This window comes from Bacillus sp. EKM202B (assembly GCF_011066025.1).
Lineage (GTDB): Bacteria > Bacillota > Bacilli > Bacillales > Bacillaceae_G > Bacillus_A > Bacillus_A toyonensis.
Map to the genome: position 1 here is coordinate 80,355 of NZ_JAAMNK010000013.1, position 16,824 is coordinate 97,178.

Annotated in this window: 17 protein-coding genes and 1 pseudogene; 15 read left to right on the forward strand and 3 right to left on the reverse strand. The window is 34.6% G+C overall.

Translation table 11 applies throughout. The features are described 5' to 3' along the window. The first annotated feature begins 52 nt into the window (after positions 1–52). From G9F74_RS16850 to lpdA, 5 genes are all read left to right on the forward strand, one after another. The gene (locus G9F74_RS16850; protein WP_000233796.1) at positions 53–532 is read left to right on the forward strand and encodes a DinB family protein; all 480 of its coding nucleotides are present in this window, start codon (positions 53–55) and stop codon (positions 530–532) included. A gap of 168 nt (positions 533–700) precedes the next feature. After that, on the forward strand, positions 701–1,699 hold the full coding sequence (gene acoA / locus G9F74_RS16855) for an acetoin:2,6-dichlorophenolindophenol oxidoreductase subunit alpha (RefSeq protein ID WP_000921287.1): 999 nt from the start codon (positions 701–703) through the stop codon (positions 1,697–1,699). A 17-nt stretch (positions 1,700–1,716) separates the two neighbouring features. Beyond that, entirely contained in the window at positions 1,717–2,751 is a 1,035-nt protein-coding gene (acoB, locus tag G9F74_RS16860; protein WP_000198878.1) for an acetoin:2,6-dichlorophenolindophenol oxidoreductase subunit beta, read from the forward strand. 27 nt (positions 2,752–2,778) lie between these two features. Then, positions 2,779–3,981 carry a dihydrolipoamide acetyltransferase family protein gene (locus tag G9F74_RS16865; RefSeq protein ID WP_000257789.1) on the forward strand — a complete coding sequence of 401 codons (1,203 nt, stop codon included), beginning with the start codon at positions 2,779–2,781 and terminating at the stop codon, positions 3,979–3,981. Positions 3,982–3,996: 15 nt separating this feature from the next. Then, positions 3,997–5,376 (forward strand): dihydrolipoyl dehydrogenase, encoded by a 1,380-nt coding sequence (gene lpdA / locus G9F74_RS16870; protein ID WP_001038364.1) that lies wholly within the window; start codon positions 3,997–3,999, stop codon positions 5,374–5,376. A gap of 61 nt (positions 5,377–5,437) precedes the next feature. Here lpdA and G9F74_RS16875 read toward each other — a convergent pair whose 3' ends face one another. Beyond that, positions 5,438–6,031, reverse strand: coding sequence for a hypothetical protein (locus G9F74_RS16875; RefSeq protein WP_000914452.1), 594 nt, complete (start codon positions 6,029–6,031; stop codon positions 5,438–5,440). Between the two features lie 220 nt (positions 6,032–6,251). On the opposite strand from G9F74_RS16875, the gene G9F74_RS16880 reads away from it, so the two are divergent. Continuing rightward, positions 6,252–6,884: a DUF4085 family protein gene (locus G9F74_RS16880; RefSeq protein WP_000873423.1), complete on the forward strand. Its 633-nt coding sequence runs from the start codon at positions 6,252–6,254 to the stop codon at positions 6,882–6,884. 96 nt (positions 6,885–6,980) lie between these two features. Here the strand turns inward: G9F74_RS16880 and G9F74_RS16885 are convergent. Then, positions 6,981–7,477: pseudogene (locus G9F74_RS16885) on the reverse strand (hypothetical protein). A gap of 250 nt (positions 7,478–7,727) precedes the next feature. On the opposite strand from G9F74_RS16885, the gene G9F74_RS16890 reads away from it, so the two are divergent. The 5 genes from G9F74_RS16890 (at position 7,728) to G9F74_RS16910 (ending at position 12,091) form a co-directional block, all read left to right on the forward strand. Further along, on the forward strand, positions 7,728–8,513 hold the full coding sequence (locus G9F74_RS16890) for a DeoR/GlpR family DNA-binding transcription regulator (protein WP_016108560.1): 786 nt from the start codon (positions 7,728–7,730) through the stop codon (positions 8,511–8,513). Beyond that, positions 8,510–9,106, forward strand: coding sequence for a GNAT family N-acetyltransferase (locus G9F74_RS16895; protein WP_000635700.1), 597 nt, complete (start codon positions 8,510–8,512; stop codon positions 9,104–9,106). The genes G9F74_RS16890 and G9F74_RS16895 overlap by 4 nt, the downstream gene beginning before the upstream one ends. After that, positions 9,079–9,417, forward strand: a complete 339-nt coding sequence (locus tag G9F74_RS16900) for an NIPSNAP family protein (protein WP_000499990.1) — start codon at positions 9,079–9,081, stop codon at positions 9,415–9,417. The genes G9F74_RS16895 and G9F74_RS16900 overlap by 28 nt, the downstream gene beginning before the upstream one ends. Before the next feature lie 462 nt (positions 9,418–9,879). Further along, positions 9,880–11,730, forward strand: coding sequence for a sigma-54-dependent Fis family transcriptional regulator (locus tag G9F74_RS16905; protein WP_016108559.1), 1,851 nt, complete (start codon positions 9,880–9,882; stop codon positions 11,728–11,730). Positions 11,731–11,845: 115 nt separating this feature from the next. Next, positions 11,846–12,091 carry a DUF3977 family protein gene (locus G9F74_RS16910; RefSeq protein ID WP_000873854.1) on the forward strand — a complete coding sequence of 82 codons (246 nt, stop codon included), beginning with the start codon at positions 11,846–11,848 and terminating at the stop codon, positions 12,089–12,091. Between the two features lie 132 nt (positions 12,092–12,223). On the opposite strand, the gene G9F74_RS16915 is transcribed toward G9F74_RS16910, so the two are convergent. Beyond that, entirely contained in the window at positions 12,224–12,835 is a 612-nt protein-coding gene (locus tag G9F74_RS16915) for a TetR/AcrR family transcriptional regulator (protein ID WP_000799614.1), read from the reverse strand. Between the two features lie 159 nt (positions 12,836–12,994). Here G9F74_RS16915 and kynU point away from each other — a divergent pair, with 159 nt between their 5' ends. The 4 genes from kynU (at position 12,995) to G9F74_RS16935 (ending at position 16,824) form a co-directional block, all read left to right on the forward strand. Beyond that, positions 12,995–14,281, forward strand: coding sequence for a kynureninase (gene kynU, locus G9F74_RS16920; RefSeq protein WP_000276279.1), 1,287 nt, complete (start codon positions 12,995–12,997; stop codon positions 14,279–14,281). A gap of 2 nt (positions 14,282–14,283) precedes the next feature. Continuing rightward, positions 14,284–14,913 (forward strand): arylformamidase, encoded by a 630-nt coding sequence (gene kynB, locus G9F74_RS16925; RefSeq protein ID WP_000858202.1) that lies wholly within the window; start codon positions 14,284–14,286, stop codon positions 14,911–14,913. A 32-nt stretch (positions 14,914–14,945) separates the two neighbouring features. Then, positions 14,946–15,785: a tryptophan 2,3-dioxygenase gene (gene kynA, locus G9F74_RS16930; protein ID WP_000661948.1), complete on the forward strand. Its 840-nt coding sequence runs from the start codon at positions 14,946–14,948 to the stop codon at positions 15,783–15,785. Positions 15,786–15,891: 106 nt separating this feature from the next. Further along, positions 15,892–16,824, forward strand: a complete 933-nt coding sequence (locus tag G9F74_RS16935; protein ID WP_016108558.1) for a serine hydrolase domain-containing protein — start codon at positions 15,892–15,894, stop codon at positions 16,822–16,824.

Sequence of the window (16,824 nt, forward strand, 5' to 3'; positions counted from 1 at the left end):
GCGTATATAGAGAAGTAAGTATTATATAAGCCAATGAAATGAGGGAAAAAAAATGGTCCATGTGAAAGACGTATTAGCAGATCAGTTGTTAGCAAATGCGAATGATCCTAGTTGGTATATGCCATTTTCAGATGCAGTGAAGGATTTATCAGAGAGAGAAGCTTTCTGGAAACCGAATGAAGAGAGTAATAGTATAGCAGAAATTGTACAACATTTACTGTATTGGAACTCAACGTGGCAAACTAGGTATAAAGAATCAAATGTTAATGCGGTACCCGCTATTGGTGACAATAACAAAAGCTTTATGCTATCAGATAATCAAACATTCGAAGAGTTAAGGGGAAAATTATTAGAGAAATTGTTACAATGGCAAAATCTCATTAATGAAGACAAGGTTGAAAGTGATGTAGTTGGATTTCCTGTATCCGCGAAGTGGTGGGAAGTGCTAGGTAATGTAACTACTCATAATGCGTATCATATTGGTCAAATTATTTACATCCGGAAACTACAAAAAAGTTTTGATAGTGAATAAGCGAATGATTCTCTAGTAAGGTGAACAAAAGTGGACAAAACGAGACAGCTGTCTCGCTTTGTCCACTTTTTTATTTTTAAAAAGAAGAGAAAGTCTATTAAATCAAGGTTAGAATTTGGCACGCTTCTTGCAATATAATAGATGAACAAGAAAATAGGAGGGCTGGACATGTTAAAAACAACTGAAAGTAAAGGGAATGAAATTACGAAAGAACAAGCTCGCTGGATGTATGAAAAAATGTTAGAGATTCGTAAATTTGAAGATAAGGTACATGAATTGTTCGCGCAAGGTGTTTTACCAGGTTTCGTTCATTTATATGCTGGAGAAGAAGCGGTAGCAGTTGGTGTATGTGCCCACTTAACGGATAGTGACAGTATTACAAGTACACATAGAGGTCACGGACATTGTATTGCAAAAGGTTGTGATTTAAATGGTATGATGGCTGAACTTTTCGGGAAAGCGACAGGATTATGTAAAGGTAAAGGCGGTTCCATGCATATTGCCGATTTAGATAAAGGAATGCTTGGTGCGAATGGCATTGTAGGCGGGGGTTTCCCACTTGCTTGCGGTTCAGCATTAACAGCTAAATATAAAGGAACGAAAGATGTAAGTGTTTGCTTCTTCGGTGACGGAGCAAATAATGAAGGAACATTCCATGAAGGGGTTAATTTAGCGGCGATTTGGAAGTTACCAGTTATTTTTATCGCTGAAAATAATGGTTACGGTGAAGCAACTACATTTGAATATGCTTCAAGTTGTGATTCTATTGCTGATCGTGCAAAAGCATATAACATTCCGGGAGTTCAAGTAGATGGAAAAGATTTACTAGCGGTATATAAAGCAGCGGAAGAGGCTGTTGAACGTGCACGTAATGGCGGTGGCCCAACTTTAATTGAATGTATGACATATCGTAATTACGGCCATTTCGAAGGGGAAGCACAAACGTATAAAACCTCAGAAGAAAAAGAAGAACATTTAAATGAAAAAGATGCGATTGTGAATTTCCGTAAGCATTTAATTCATGAAGGTTTATTAACGGAATCTGAACTTGTTGATATGGAAAAAGCAGTAGACGAAGCAGTGCAACGATCAATTGATTTTAGTGAAAATAGTCCATATCCAGAGGATGAAGAATTATTAAAAGATGTATACGTTTCTTACAAATAAGAGGAGGGTGAAAAATAATGACTAGAACAGTAAGTATGTCAACTGCTATCAATGAAGCGATGAAAATATCAATGCACCGTGATGAAAATGTAATTTTAATAGGTGAAGACGTTGCGGGTGGTGCACAAGTTGATCATTTGCAAGATGATGAAGCGTGGGGCGGTGTTCTTGGCGTTACGAAAGGGCTTGTACAAGAATTTGGCCGAAATCGTATTTTAGATACACCAATTTCTGAAGCTGGTTATATGGGAGCTGCGATGGCAGCGGCGGCAACGGGATTACGTCCGATCGCTGAATTAATGTTTAATGATTTTATCGGTAGTTGTCTTGATCAAGTTTTAAACCAAGGTGCAAAATTCCGTTACATGTTTGGTGGAAAAGCAAAAGTACCAGTTACAATTCGAACGATGCATGGTGCTGGATTTAGCGCAGCAGCTCAGCATTCTCAAAGTTTATACGCGTTATTTACGAGCATTCCAGGTATTAAAGTTATCGTTCCGTCCACCCCGTATGATGCAAAAGGCTTATTATTAGCGGCAATTGAAGATGATGATCCAGTAATCTTCTTTGAAGATAAAACACTTTACAATATGAAAGGTGAAGTGCCAGAAGGATATTATACAATTCCTTTAGGAAAAGCAGATATTAAACGGGAAGGCTCTCATATAACGATTGTCGCAATTGGGAAGCAAGTTCATACTGCGCTTGCGGCTGCGGAGCAATTATCGAAAAAAGGACTTGAGGTAGAAGTTATTGATCCACGCTCTTTATCACCGCTTGACGAAGATACAATTTTAGCATCTGTTGAAAAAACAAATCGTCTTATCGTTATTGATGAAGCAAACCCAAGATGTAGTATCGCAACAGACATTGCAGCAATTGTAGCGGATAAAGGGTTCGATTTATTAGATGCACCTATTAAACGAATTACAGCACCACATACACCAGTTCCGTTCTCACCACCACTTGAAAAACTATATTTACCAACGCCAGAGAAAGTAATTGAAACTGTATCAGAAATGATTGGGGACCGTTCTTTATTGAATGTGTAATGAAACGATGAGAAGGGAGAGAGAAATATGGCTGTAGAAGTTGTAATGCCGAAATTAGGAATGGCGATGAAAGAAGGTATTATTACGAGTTGGAATATTAAAGCTGGTGATAATGTAGCAAAAGGTGAATTAATTGCTAGTATTAATTCTGAAAAAATCGAAACAGAAATAGAAGCACCCGCTGATGGAACGGTACTGGATATAACTGTAAGTGAAGATGAAGGAGTTCCACCTGGTACTGTAATATGTTACATCGGAAAACCAAATGAACAGGTATCGGTAAATGAAACCGTAAATGCTACAGAAGAATCAATACCGAAAGTAGAACCTCAAAATGTACAACATCCTGAACCGTACGCGGAAGAAAGATCAAAGAAACAAAGAATAAAAATATCTCCTGTAGCAAAGAAAATGGCAACAGTTGAAAATATTGGAATTTCCACATTAATAGGAACAGGTCCTGGTGGGAGAATTACAAAGGTAGATGTATTAAAAGTACTTGAAGAAAAAGTTGCTACCCCAGAAACGTTTGTAAAAGAAGAAAGTAAAGTAATTCCTGTTACCGGTATGCGGAAAGAGATCGCAAATCGGATGCAAGCAAGCCTCCAAAATACCGCACAATTGACATTAACGATGAAAGTAGATGTTACGGATTTAGTTGCTTTACATAAAGAAATAGCGGAAGTTGTACAAAAACGGTACGATAACAAACTAACCATTACTGATTTGGTTTCTCGTGCTGTTGTATTAGCGCTTCAGGAGCATAAGGAAATGAACAGTGCTTATATAGATGATGCAATCCATCAATTTGAACATGTTCATTTAGGTATGGCAGTAGCGTTAGAAAACGGCTTAGTCGTTCCGGCTATTCGCTTTGCAAATAATCTATCTTTAGTAGAGTTATCTAAAGAGATTAAAAATGTGGCACAAAAGGCACGAGCAGGTAGTTTAAATAGTGATAATATGCAAGGAACGACATTTACAATTAGTAATTTAGGAAGCTTTGGTATCGAATATTTTACGCCAGTATTAAATACACCTGAAACTGGTATTTTAGGTGTAGGTGCAATTGAACATGTTCCAGTATATAAAGGAAAGAAAATAAAAAAAGGTAGTATGTTACCTTTAAGTTTAACATTTGATCATCGTGTACTAGACGGTGTACCAGCAGCTGCATTTTTACGCACAATTAAACAATACTTAGAAGAACCGGTAACAATTCTTTTATAAAGAGAAGGTGGGAGAATGAATAAATTAGTAGTTATTGGAGGCGGACCCGCTGGATATGTGGCGGCAATTACCGCAGCTCAAACTGGGAAAGATGTTACTCTTATTGATGAAGCTGATCTTGGTGGAACTTGTTTAAATGTCGGGTGCATGCCTACGAAATCTTTGTTAGAAAGTGCTGAAGTATACAATATTGTTAATCATGCGCAACGTTTTGGTGTATTAGTAGATAAGCAAAGTATATCAATTGATTGGAATCAAATACAGACCAAAAAATCACAAATTGTTGTGCAGCTCGTACAAGGAATACAATATTTAATGAAGAAAAATAAAATTAAAGTTATAAAGGGGAAAGGGAAATTTGAAACGGATCATCGTCTGCGAGTTATGCAGGGGAATAAGGAAGCGATAGTGGTTGGAGAACAATTCATTATTGCGGCAGGTTCAGAACCTACTGAATTACCTTTTGCTCCATTCGACAGGAAATGGATTTTAAATAGTAGTCATGCGATGTCTCTTGAAAACATACCAGCTTCATTACTTATTGTTGGCGGTGGCGTAATAGGTTGCGAATTTGCCAGTATATATAGTCGTCTTGGAACGAAAGTAATGATTGTTGAAATGGCACCGCAATTACTACCTGGTGAGGATGAAGATATCGCAAGCATTTTAAGAGAGAAACTAGAAAAAGATGGTGTAGAAATTTTCACAGGAGCAGCTTTAAAAGGATTAAACAATTATAAGAAACAGGCTTCGTTTGAATACGAAGGAAGTATGCACGAAGTAACTCCAGAATTTGTTCTCGTTTCTGTTGGTAGAAAACCTCGTGTGCAAGATTTAGGATTAGAAAAAGCAGGAGTTCAATTTTCAAATAAAGGGATTACTGTAAATGAGCATATGCAAACGAACGTATCACATATTTACGCAGCCGGTGATATTATTGGAGGAATACAGCTTGCTCACGTAGCCTTTCATGAAGGAACGACAGCGGCATTACATGCGAGCGGAGAAGATGTGAAAGTAAACTATCGTGCTGTGCCTCGTTGTATATACACAGCTCCAGAAATAGCTAGCGTCGGTTTAAGTGAAAAAGGTGCAAGAGAACAATATGGTGATATTATTATCGGAGAATTTCCTTTTACAGCGAATGGAAAAGCTCTTATTTTAGGAGAACAAATGGGGAAAGTAAAAGTCATTGTGGAACCTAAATATCAAGAAATTGTAGGGATTTCTATTATCGGTCCTCGTGCAACTGAACTAATTGGTCAAGGCACCGTAATGATTCATACAGAAGTTACCGCTGATATTATGAGAGGTTATATTGCAGCACATCCAACTTTATCTGAGGCAATTCATGAAGCTTTATTGCAGGCGATAGGACATGCTGTACATGCTTAAATGAAAATATAATAAACCACTATTCTCTAAATGAATGAGAGAATAGTGGTTTGAATTTTTACTATTTAATTTCAATAGCTGAAGTTATATCGTTCCAATCAGGAGCTAAATTAGCAGTTTTACCATACCAATCAGCGTGTTTAAATAAAACACCTTTTCCATATCCTTGTGTAGAAGTATGCTCCCAAAGTGTCGTTGAATAACTTGCAGAAGGTGACGCTGTACTTACAGAAGAAATTCTGTCGTTCCAGCTAGATGGTAAGTTTTTAAAGCCGCTACTCCAGTAAATATATTGGCCACCTTTATCTTTATGTTCATAAAAATCAGTACTACCAGCACCACTACCTAAAGGATTAATTTTATTTTTAAGTACTTTTTTATCCTTTTCAATATAAGCATCCAATGTTTCTCTACTAGTAAAACCATAAGCTAGCCAATCTCCATTTTCATTTTGCTCTGGTAATACCATAGTAATTTGGATGTCTTTCTTATCCTGATCACTTAATTTTGCAAATGAAGTAACATTCTGTTCATCCACTTTTAAATAATCAAATGACTTAATTGTGTTACCTTTTTCTTCAGCACTTGCTACGCCTAGTCCGCCAGTTAATGCAAAACCCGCTACTAATGTTCCTGCTACTAATTTCTTCAACATATAACCATCCCTTTTTGTTTAGATTTTTGTACAGGTGAATCTTGTACAATTAAAATGTATTCTAATTTATTATTTTTGTAAATATTCTGAAGTTTTAGAAAAAATAGGCGGAATATTTACATTTTTACATTTTTTTTTTAGAAAAAATGATTATTGGAATGATATAATAAGCGGATACATTGCTTTTCTTGGATGATAAAATGTTTTAGGAGAGATGTAATTGAAATATTTCACAAAAGATTGGTATAAAGAAATGCAAATTTCAGGATTTGTGCATTTCATAGAGTCAATAGAAGAATGGAAAGACATAGATCCCGATTATATACAAAGTTTGAAAGACGAAGTAGAAGAAAGGAAAGAAGATTTATTACACTATCTTCCTGAAACACTACATCCATACATTCATAACAACATGTTTGATTCAGTATATCTACCTAATGAATTAAAGAAACTTTTGTTAGAGTGGACAGCAGATTATGAGGCAAGAATGGCACAATTAGATCAATCATACTTAAAACATTTTAATTCCATTAAGAAAAAACTTCCGTCTCATGTTGCTCAGCTACATGAGATGTCACTACATGATAGTGTGATTAAAGTAGTAAAGAGAAAATCAGAAGATACTTTGTCTATCGTATTAGATTGCAGTGGTACTTTTAGTGAATTTGATAAACTTGAAGTAACTTTTATAGGAGTAACCAAGTGTTCTATGCCAGAAAACTTTGAAAGTGCTTGGTGGCTATATCATGAAATAGCTCTTACTGAAGATGGTTTTGAACTAGGTGTTTTATTTGACTGTCCATTTAGAGAAGTGACGATTTGGGCAGCAGATGTATTCCTTGAGAAAAAATGATTAAGTTACATGTATATTAACTAATAATAAAGAGAGTTCCTTTAGATGGTATTTACAAGTTCAACAATAAAAAAACAGTCAATAAAGACTGTTTTTTTATTTTGATGCTAGATTCCCAAGCTTCCAATATGTATTTGTTAATGGAGCAACTTTACTATCAATATACAAATACATGTTATTTAAGTCTTTAGGAGAAGTTTTCATTTCAAATACAACGTCAGTAGTTAAAGAAAATTTGTGTGGAACATTTTATAGTGCTCGTCATCTATCGGATGAGCTTCACCTTCATATTTCTGACCAGTTTTTTCATCTTGTATGAAATATTTTATTTTCGAAAGATCAATAGTTTGTCCATCGTCTCGAACATTATTAATCATAACACGAGTAGTAAGGCGCCACTCTTTGTCTATTTTTTCAAATTTTGCATTTTCAACTGTTGCTCTATAGTATTCGTTTTTAACTATTTCTCCATAGTGCATTGCATTCTTTTCGAGAGCGCTCTTTTCTTGTTTTGGTGTAGTATTGCTATTACATCCTGTTAATATTCCTGTAAATAATAATGCTGTACATGTCGTTTTGATTAATGATTTCATAGTAATTCCTTTCTGTATTAAAAAGTAAAACATAGGAATAATTTTACATGAATAAGGAAATAAATAGAAGTCTTTTAGTAAAATATACAAATGTGCATTTATTTTATGTAAAGTTAACAAAATAGAAAAAGAGAGAAAACCTGCATAAAGACGGAAGAAAAAGGATTGAAAATATTGTGAAACGGAAGAAACGTGCATATAATTAACATAAAGTTCAAATTTCTGAATCTTCAATAACGGTGGTGATAACATGTTTACTGAAGAACGTCGGGAGAAAATTTTAGAACTACTTAGTACAGATGGAAGAGTAATCGTAAAAGATCTTGCGGAAAGATTTGATATGTCTATTGATTCTATAAGAAGAGATTTGTCTATTATGGAAAAGGATGGTTTATTAAAAAGAACGCACGGAGGTGCAATTGAACTTACGCGAGTGAGAAACTTAGCTGTGGAACCAGCTAAACGTTATAGTGATAGCTCAATATATGAGGACACAATTGCAAGAGTTGCGGTATCTTATATAAAAGAAGGTGATTCAATTTTTATTGGTGGGGCTTCCGTTCATAATGCGATGCTGAAATATTTACCGGAAGTATCATTTACGGTTATTACGAATTCTATAGAAATAGCTGGTTATCTACGAGAATATAAGAATATTGATACGTATTTAATTGGCGGAAAAGTAAAACCTTCAGGGAATATTACTGATACACTTGCCTCTGAATTGATAAGTAGATTTTCTATTGATCTTTATTTCTCTACAGGTGGAGGCATTTCATTACAAGGTATTAGTACTGCAACACCTGAAGTTGCTTATTTTAGTAAAAGAGTAAGTGAAATTGCTAGAAGAAATATTTGTTTAGTTCCGCATAATAAACTTGGAATAGATTGTTTTATAAGAGGAGAGTCTCTAAAAGAAATTGACATTATTATAACTGACGAAGAGGCTAGTAAAGAAACTGTTCAGGACTTTGAGAAACAAGGTAAACAAGTTGTAATAGCGCCATTATATTCATTTGAAAGGAGTTTGACATGATTGTAAAAGAGCAAAAGTTTCATATAAATGGATTAACTTATACAATTCGTTCTGCAGCTGAGAAAGATGCTGAGCAGTTATCGAAAATTAGAGTTCAGATTGATGGAGAAACTGAAAATATGGATAGAGATGCTGGAGAGGGATTTATAGATAATCTAGGGTTTCAAAAAATAATAAAAACAGATATTGAAGAGACGAAGAATCTCTTTTTAGTTGTAGAAGTGCACAATCGAATTGTTGGATTTTCAAGATGTGAAGGATCAAATTTTAAGAGATTATCTCATAAAGTGGAGTTTGGCGTTTGTATTTTAAAAGAGTTTTGGGGATATAGAATGGGTAAGAGCCTATTACAACAATCTATTAAATGGGCTGACGAAAATGCAGTAAATAAAATATCTTTACAAGTATTAGAGACAAACGAGAAAGCTATTCATCTTTATAAAAAATTAGGTTTTGAAGTAGAAGGCATTTTGAAAAATGACAAAAGACTATCGGATGGAAAGTATTATAATACGGTAGTGATGGGAAGGTTTACTGATACTTTTCATAAAAGAGGTGAAGAAGTATGTTTTACAGAAGGAAGTACTATGTAGTGAAAAATGAATTCATAGAAGTATTTAATGATCATTTCAATAACACAAACTTACCTAATCAATTAAAGCATGGTTCTAGGCTAATAGGACGCTGGATGAAAGATAATAAGAATGGTACGTCTGAAGTATTTGCCATATGGGAATATGATAGTTATGAACAGTATAAAGAAATAGAATCGAAAATTAGAAGTGACGAGAGGCATGTTAGAAGAATACATGAATGGTATGAAAACCATGGCGGGAAAGAATATGTTTTACAGGAGTACATAGTAGAGATGAAAAATGAAGAGTTAGTATGTACTGTAAAGTAACAGAGGGGTGAGGGATAATAGAAATTAAAACAAAATTATATTTTAGTTTAGCATCCACTATTTTATTTGCAGCCGTGATTGTTTTCTTTATAAATGGTAATCCACAAAAATGGTTTTGGTTATGTATTTTCTTTGCGTCCATTATACAAAATATAGTGCTACTAAAAAAGAATAAAGAAATGCATTAAGATATTCAAATTATTAACATATTTGTGTCGTCTTTCTAGTTGTATTGAAAACGCTTTTATTCAGTTTTATAATAAAAGTATGTTTTATAAAGTGAAACTTTAATCAGTGGAGGTGTTATTCATCCCTCACTAATTATTAGTTAAACCAATCAGGCTTTTACGGGCAGCCTGACCCCCACCTAACTTCTTTGCTCTAGCTGAATTTTGAGGTGGGGGTCTTACTGCCCGTTAATGCGGAATAAATCTCCAAAACAATTAAAAGGGAGATGATACAATGTTAGCTTCACCGTTTTACTTACACACATGGAAAAAGTTTATTGATAAAGGAGTCCTTGATTCGAACCGTATAAACGAAAGAATTTCAGAGTCATGGCATCGATGTAAACAAGCAAATGTGAATCCTCATATGAATAAAGGTCAGAAAATTTTGTCTTCTAATATTTTTCAAGAACAAAAGAAAAAGAGTGAAATTTTCCTTGATATAGCATTACCTCAAATACAAAATATGAGAAAAACCATTGATGAACTACAAATGATGGCATTATTAATCGATCCAGATGGTTATGTTCTATCCTTAAGTGGAAATAAACAAACGTTAAAGCGAGCGAAACATATTAATTTTATTGAAGGTGTAAAATGGACGGAAGCAGCTGTGGGGACAAACGCAATAGGAACAGCATTAGAAATTGAAGAAGCTATTATGATAAGTGGTACTGAACATTACTCCGTGGCATCTCATAGCTGGAGTTGTGCGGCTGCTCCCATTCATAACGATGACGGGAAATTAATTGGTGTTCTAGATTTCTCCTGTGCAATTGAATTTTCGCATCCATATATGCTCGGTATGGTAACTTCAATTGCACATGCGATAGAACGTGAATGTAGCATAAGAGTTCATCAAAATGAATTACACTTAATTCATCGTTTTTTAGATGTCATTGATAGTGATGAACAAGTAGTTATTTGTAATCATCGTGATGTTATCGTTTCTGCGAGTAAGAGCGTTCGGGAACGAGTAACTAATTGGTCAAGAATGAAACTTGAAGATTTAATGCGCTATGGATTGGAAACTAAATTAGAGATACCAGTATATAGTAATGAAAGAATGATCGGGAAATGTATGTATTTAAAGGAAAACAAACAAATGAATACATATTCTGCTTTCACATTTATAAAAGGAATTACTTTTTCAGGAGTTACCGGGACAAGCAAAGCATTTCAACACACACTAGAAGAAATTAAGCTTGTTTCACCGACTGATGCTAGTGTGTATGTATGTGGTGAGACAGGAGTAGGAAAGGAATATGTTGCGAGAGCGATTCATGAAAATAGTCCAAGAAAAGACGGGCCCTTTATAGCTGTTAACTGCGGTTCTTTGCCTAAAGAATTAATGGAAAGTGAATTGTTCGGTTATGCTGAAGGTGCGTTTACAGGTGCGCGACGTCAAGGATATAAAGGGAAATTTGAACAAGCGAATGGAGGAACATTGTTTTTAGATGAAATTGGTGAAGTACCATCAGAGATGCAAGTAGCATTATTGCGTGTTTTACAAGAACGCACAATAACTCCAATAGGAAGTTCAAAAGAGGTAACAGTAAATATTCGTATTATTACTGCCACACATAAAGATTTACTACGGTTAGTAGAAGAAGGGAAATTCCGTCAAGATTTATATTATCGTTTGCACGTTTATCCGTTATATGTTCCATCGTTACTAGAAAGAAAAGAGGATATTCCATATTTTATACAACACTTTTGCGAACGGAAGAATTGGAATGTTGTATTTCCAAAGAGTATTTGCAATCAATTTTTACAACATACATGGCCCGGAAATATTCGAGAACTAGTAAATGTATTAGAACGCATTTACATTTTGTCGCAAGGGCGGGAAATATGCGAAAAACAAGTCGCTTTTTTGTTACAAACAATGATGGGAAATCAACAACAACTTGAGTTACAAGTTGAAAATAAAACAGAACATACATTGAATTTTCGCGAAAAAATACAGCGTGATAGCATGATTGAAGCATTACAAAAGACAAACGGAAATGTTTCGTTAGCTGTAAAACTATTAGATGTACCCCGTAGTACATTTTATAAACGAATGCAAAAATTTAATCTATAAAAGTAGATTTTTGTAATCTGCTTTTTCTTTTTGAGCTCATGTTCTGTCGGAATGTGCGCTTCCCAGGGAAATAATAAAGTAGTTAGACGGGAAATTCCCTAAAGGAGGTTAGTATGTGAAGTATATTGAAATTGGTATCGGGAATAGATGGTTCGTTCGAACAGAGACCGAAAATACAGACGGTACTGAATTTGAGGAAAAAGGAATTGTGAGACCTATTTATTTTGAATCATTTTATGTCCGTGTTTGGTTTCGGAAAACGTGTTTTATTTTTGATACGAAAGAGGGCTTTAAGAAAGTAAGGAAAAGTAGAGCTGAGTATAAGTTTATTATTGGAATTGTGAGTAGGTTAAAACAATAAAATAAAACAGGTTGTATTTTTATGATTATAATAATCACATACATACTCGCAATTATTATAATAGGCTATTCCATTTATAGTTAGAATGATGATTTTAAGAAAAAATAGCACACTTTAAATATGTGAAGTGCGCTATTTATATAATCCCGTTGTATACATCTCCGTTAATGTATACACTATTTCTTCTAGTTTTACTTCTTTGTTATTTTGTACAATAGTCCAAAGAAACATTTCATTCATTGCGAACCAACCGCGTGCCACGAGCTCTTTATTTAATTCAGGATGCGCTAATCCACTTTCTTGAGAGTAAGTAATATCCTGCGAAATACTTTTTATAAAGCGTTCGCGAATCTCACCCCATTTTTGACGTATCTCTTTTGATAATCCGATTGCTTCTTCGACAACTTGCAAAATAGCTCGTTCTTCTTCTGCTAATTGTAGGAATGCTCTAACGTGATTTTGAATCAAGTCACGTGCTGCTGCTTTCGTTTGAGGGAAGAAAGAGCGCCCAGCAATATTATAAAAACGATTCATAACATCTTCCATTAACACGATAAGGAGATCATCTTTGTTTTTAAAGTATACATATGCTGTTCCATAACCAGTTTCTGCATGTTTAATAATTTGCGTGATTGTCGTTTTCTGAAATCCATTAGTAATAAAAATAGTGTAACCCGAATGTAATAGTTTCTTTTTTGTTTCTAAGGAGCGGTGTTTTCTTGTTGAAAGAGTAGTGTTTTTCAAAGAATCACCTCTTTATACTGAAATATCTGAAAATATAATTGTATTGTAAAAGAAGATAGTATGTAAAGTCAACTGACATAATATCATTGACGTTATATCAACTAAGGTGATATATTTCAATTAGTTAGAATAAAAAGAAAATTAAGAGAAGGTGACACCATGTATAAAGAACCATTTCAACCAACTTATGAGTATGCGCTTGAGTGTGATAAACATGATGAACTGAAAGATTTTCAAACTGAATTCTATAAAAAAGAAGGAACTATATATTTAGATGGAAACTCATTAGGACTACTTTCGAAAAGAGCAGAAAAATCGTTACTTACTTTACTAGATTCATGGAAAGAGTATGGCATTGATGGCTGGACAGAAGGCGAACATCCATGGTTTTTCCTTTCGGAGAAATTAGGTGAACTGACGGCACCTCTTATTGGAGCTTTACCAGAAGAAACTATTGTAACCGGTTCCACGACTGCGAATATACACCAAGTTATTGCGACGTTTTATGAGCCGAAAGGAATACGTACAAAAATTCTTGCGGATGAATTAACTTTCCCGTCAGATATTTATGCACTTCAAAGTCAAATTCGTTTAAAAGGCTTAGAGCCAGATGAGCATTTAGTAAGGGTGAAAAGCCAAGATGGTCGAACACTTTCTGAAGAAGATATTATTCAGGCAATGGAAGATGATATCGCTTTAATTTTATTACCTTCAGTCTTATATAGAAGTGGTCAAATTCTTGATATGAAACGTTTAACAGTGGAAGCTCATAAACGTGGCATTCATATCGGATTTGATTTATGTCATTCAATTGGTTCTATTCCACATCATTTTAAAGAGTGGGATGTTGATTTCGCTGTATGGTGCAATTATAAATATTTAAATGCAGGGCCGGGTGGTGTTGCAGGTCTTTATGTAAATAGTAAACATTTTAATAGACTGCCAGGATTGTCTGGATGGTTTAGTTCTAGAAAAGATAAACAGTTTGATATGGAGCATACATTAACTGCAGCTGATCATGCAGGTGCTTATCAAATTGGTACACCTCACGTATTAAGTACAGCACCGTTAATCGGTTCTCTTGAAATTTTTAAAGATGCTGGTATGGAACGTTTACGTAAAAAGTCTTTACATATTACGAGATACATGCTGGATTTAATTGATCATGAATTAAAAGATTTCGGATTTACAATTGGAAACCCGTTAGAGGATGAAAAACGAGGTGGACATATTTATTTAGAGCATGCGGAAGCAGCGCGTATCTGTAAAGCACTAAAGGCAAATGGAGTAATTCCAGATTTCAGAGCACCAAATGGGATAAGACTTGCGCCAGTAGCTTTATACAATACGTATGAAGAAGTATGGAAGTCTGTTCAAATTTTAAAGAAAGTTATGAAAGAGGAAGAGTATAAACAATTTGAAAATAAACGAGAGGTTGTGGCATAAGAATGAAAACATCAAAGTGGATTGATATTTCACAGCCATTAAATAATGATATTGCAACTTGGCCAGGAGATACACCGTTCTCGTATGAAGTTTCATGGTCAAAAGAAGAGAGCGGTTCAGTAAACGTCGGAAAGTTAACGATGAGTATTCATACAGGTACTCATATTGATGCGCCTTTTCATTTTGATAATGACGGAAAGAAAGTAATAGATTTAGATGTTCAAGTTTATGTCGGACCTACGCGAATCATTGACGTTTCTAACCTTGAAAGCATCGGAAAAAAAGAATTAGAAAGTTTTCATTTAGAAGGTGTAGAACGACTATTATTACGTACATCTTCACATGGTAAAGCAGAAGAATTTCCAGATGTGATCCCGCATTTACGTGCTGATATTGCACCGTTTCTTTCTGATAAGGGAATTCGTTTAATCGGAGTGGATGTACCATCAGTTGATCCGTTAGATGATAAAGAACTAGCAGCACATCATCAATTGTTTAAATATGGAATTCATATTTTAGAAAATGTCGTACTAGATCATGTAGCAGACGGCGATTACGAATTAATTGCATTACCACTTGCGTTAACAGATGCAGATGGAAGTCCAGTTCGAGCTGTCATTAGACCAATATAAGTAGAAACATATAAAAGGGGTGCTTGACTAATATGAAAGAAAATGAAAAGGTAATTATGGAAAAAGGGATTCACACGGATTTTAAGGAAAATATGACGTATGGTGAGTATTTACAATTAGATAGTTTACTATCTTCTCAAAAGAGATTATCAGACCATCATGATGAAATGTTATTTATCGTTATTCACCAAGCTAGTGAGCTTTGGATGAAGCTTATTTTACATGAACTAAATGCAGCAATTGAATCGATTAAAAACGATAAATTAGCACCGGCATTTAAAATGTTAGCACGTGTATCAAAAATTCAATCGCAAATTATTCAATCTTGGGATATTCTTGCGACATTAACGCCATCTGAGTATATTGAATTCCGTGATTCACTCGGTCAAGCTTCAGGCTTTCAATCGTATCAATATCGAATGATTGAGTACGCACTTGGTTATAAAACACCACATGCATTAAAGATTTATGAAAAAGATCCAGAATTACACGCTCGTCTTCATAAAGCGCTACACGCACCAAGTTTGTATGATGTTGCGATACAGGCGCTTGTTAAAGAAGGCTTCCCAATTCATAAAGATGTGTTAAATCGTGATATTACGCAGCCTTACGAAGAAGATGCAACTGTAGAAGCGGCTTGGATAGAAGTGTATGCGGACGTGAAGCAATATTGGGATTTATATCAGCTTGCTGAAAAATTAATTGATATCGAAGATTGGCTACAACAATGGCGTTTCCGTCATATGAAAACGGTAGAACGCATTATCGGAAATAAAATGGGAACTGGCGGATCTTCAGGTGTATCTTATTTAAAACGAGTACTTGATCAACAGTTCTTCCCTGAACTTTGGAATGTTCGTACGAAATTATAGGAATAAGCTTGTCAGCTAATTATAGCTGATAAGCTTATTTTTTTATTTGAGCACAATTATGTTTTAATAAAAGGAACAAGATATAATAAATGAAGTAACTATTTTAATGGAGGTAAGATTTTTAGATTTTAAGCAACTACAAAATAAATTTGAAAAGAAAAAAGTGAACACATTTCTTATTTATCAAAAAGGGGAATTAACAACTGAGTATTATAAAACACCAGAATGTGCAAATAACTTATATAAAATAAATTCGATTACAAAAAGTATCGTATCTTTATTAATTGGTATTGCAATTGATAAGGGCTATATAAATGATATACATACACCGATTACAGAGTGGATTGAAAATGTACCTGGGGAGAAACATGATTTAACGCTGTATCACTTATTAACAATGACTACTGGTGAGGATTGGAAAGAGTTTGGGAATGGAGTAGTATTCCCAAACGACTTTGTAGAATCAGAGAACTGGGTACAGTACATATTAGAAAAGCCAATAATTGAAGAACCTGCTACAAAAATGAATTATAATTCAGGTTCTTCACATTTACTTAGCTATATTATTCAAGAAGCTACTGGGATGTCGACAGAGCAGTTTGCGAAAAGATATTTATTTGAGCCATTAGAAATTAGCGAATATGAGTGGCAACAAGATCCGCAAGGTATATATGTCGGCGGCTTCGGTATGAAAATGAAATCTACCGATTTATTAAAATTAGGAAAATTATGTTTGCAAAATGGATATTGGAATGAGAAAGAAATTGTATCAGCGAAATGGTTAGAAGAGTCAAGTAGGGCGCAATTTGAAACATATGAACATGTTGGCGCATATGGATATCACTGGTGGGTATTACATAACGAAAGATTTCACATACCGTATTGTATATATTTCGCTATGGGGTACGGCGGACAATACATCGTTATCATTCCTCAGTTAGAAGTAGTAGCTATTATAAGTAGTCATATGCCAAAACGTGGGCTCGTTCCATTAAAATTATTTATTGAGCATGTACAGGGAAATTCCAATTATATATAA

Coding starts and splice junctions, on each gene's coding strand:
- lpdA (WP_001038364.1), top strand. CDS start 3,997: ATGAATAAATTAGTAGTTATTGGAGGCGGACCCGCTGGATATGTGGCG.
- kynA (WP_000661948.1), top strand. CDS start 14,946: ATGAAAGAAAATGAAAAGGTAATTATGGAAAAAGGGATTCACACGGAT.
- G9F74_RS16890 (WP_016108560.1), top strand. CDS start 7,728: ATGTTTACTGAAGAACGTCGGGAGAAAATTTTAGAACTACTTAGTACA.
- kynU (WP_000276279.1), top strand. CDS start 12,995: ATGTATAAAGAACCATTTCAACCAACTTATGAGTATGCGCTTGAGTGT.
- kynB (WP_000858202.1), top strand. CDS start 14,284: ATGAAAACATCAAAGTGGATTGATATTTCACAGCCATTAAATAATGAT.
- G9F74_RS16935 (WP_016108558.1), top strand. CDS start 15,892: ATGGAGGTAAGATTTTTAGATTTTAAGCAACTACAAAATAAATTTGAA.
- G9F74_RS16895 (WP_000635700.1), top strand. CDS start 8,510: ATGATTGTAAAAGAGCAAAAGTTTCATATAAATGGATTAACTTATACA.
- G9F74_RS16865 (WP_000257789.1), top strand. CDS start 2,779: ATGGCTGTAGAAGTTGTAATGCCGAAATTAGGAATGGCGATGAAAGAA.
- acoB (WP_000198878.1), top strand. CDS start 1,717: ATGACTAGAACAGTAAGTATGTCAACTGCTATCAATGAAGCGATGAAA.
- G9F74_RS16875 (WP_000914452.1), bottom strand. CDS start 6,031: ATGTTGAAGAAATTAGTAGCAGGAACATTAGTAGCGGGTTTTGCATTA.
- G9F74_RS16905 (WP_016108559.1), top strand. CDS start 9,880: ATGTTAGCTTCACCGTTTTACTTACACACATGGAAAAAGTTTATTGAT.
- acoA (WP_000921287.1), top strand. CDS start 701: ATGTTAAAAACAACTGAAAGTAAAGGGAATGAAATTACGAAAGAACAA.
- G9F74_RS16850 (WP_000233796.1), top strand. CDS start 53: ATGGTCCATGTGAAAGACGTATTAGCAGATCAGTTGTTAGCAAATGCG.
- G9F74_RS16900 (WP_000499990.1), top strand. CDS start 9,079: ATGTTTTACAGAAGGAAGTACTATGTAGTGAAAAATGAATTCATAGAA.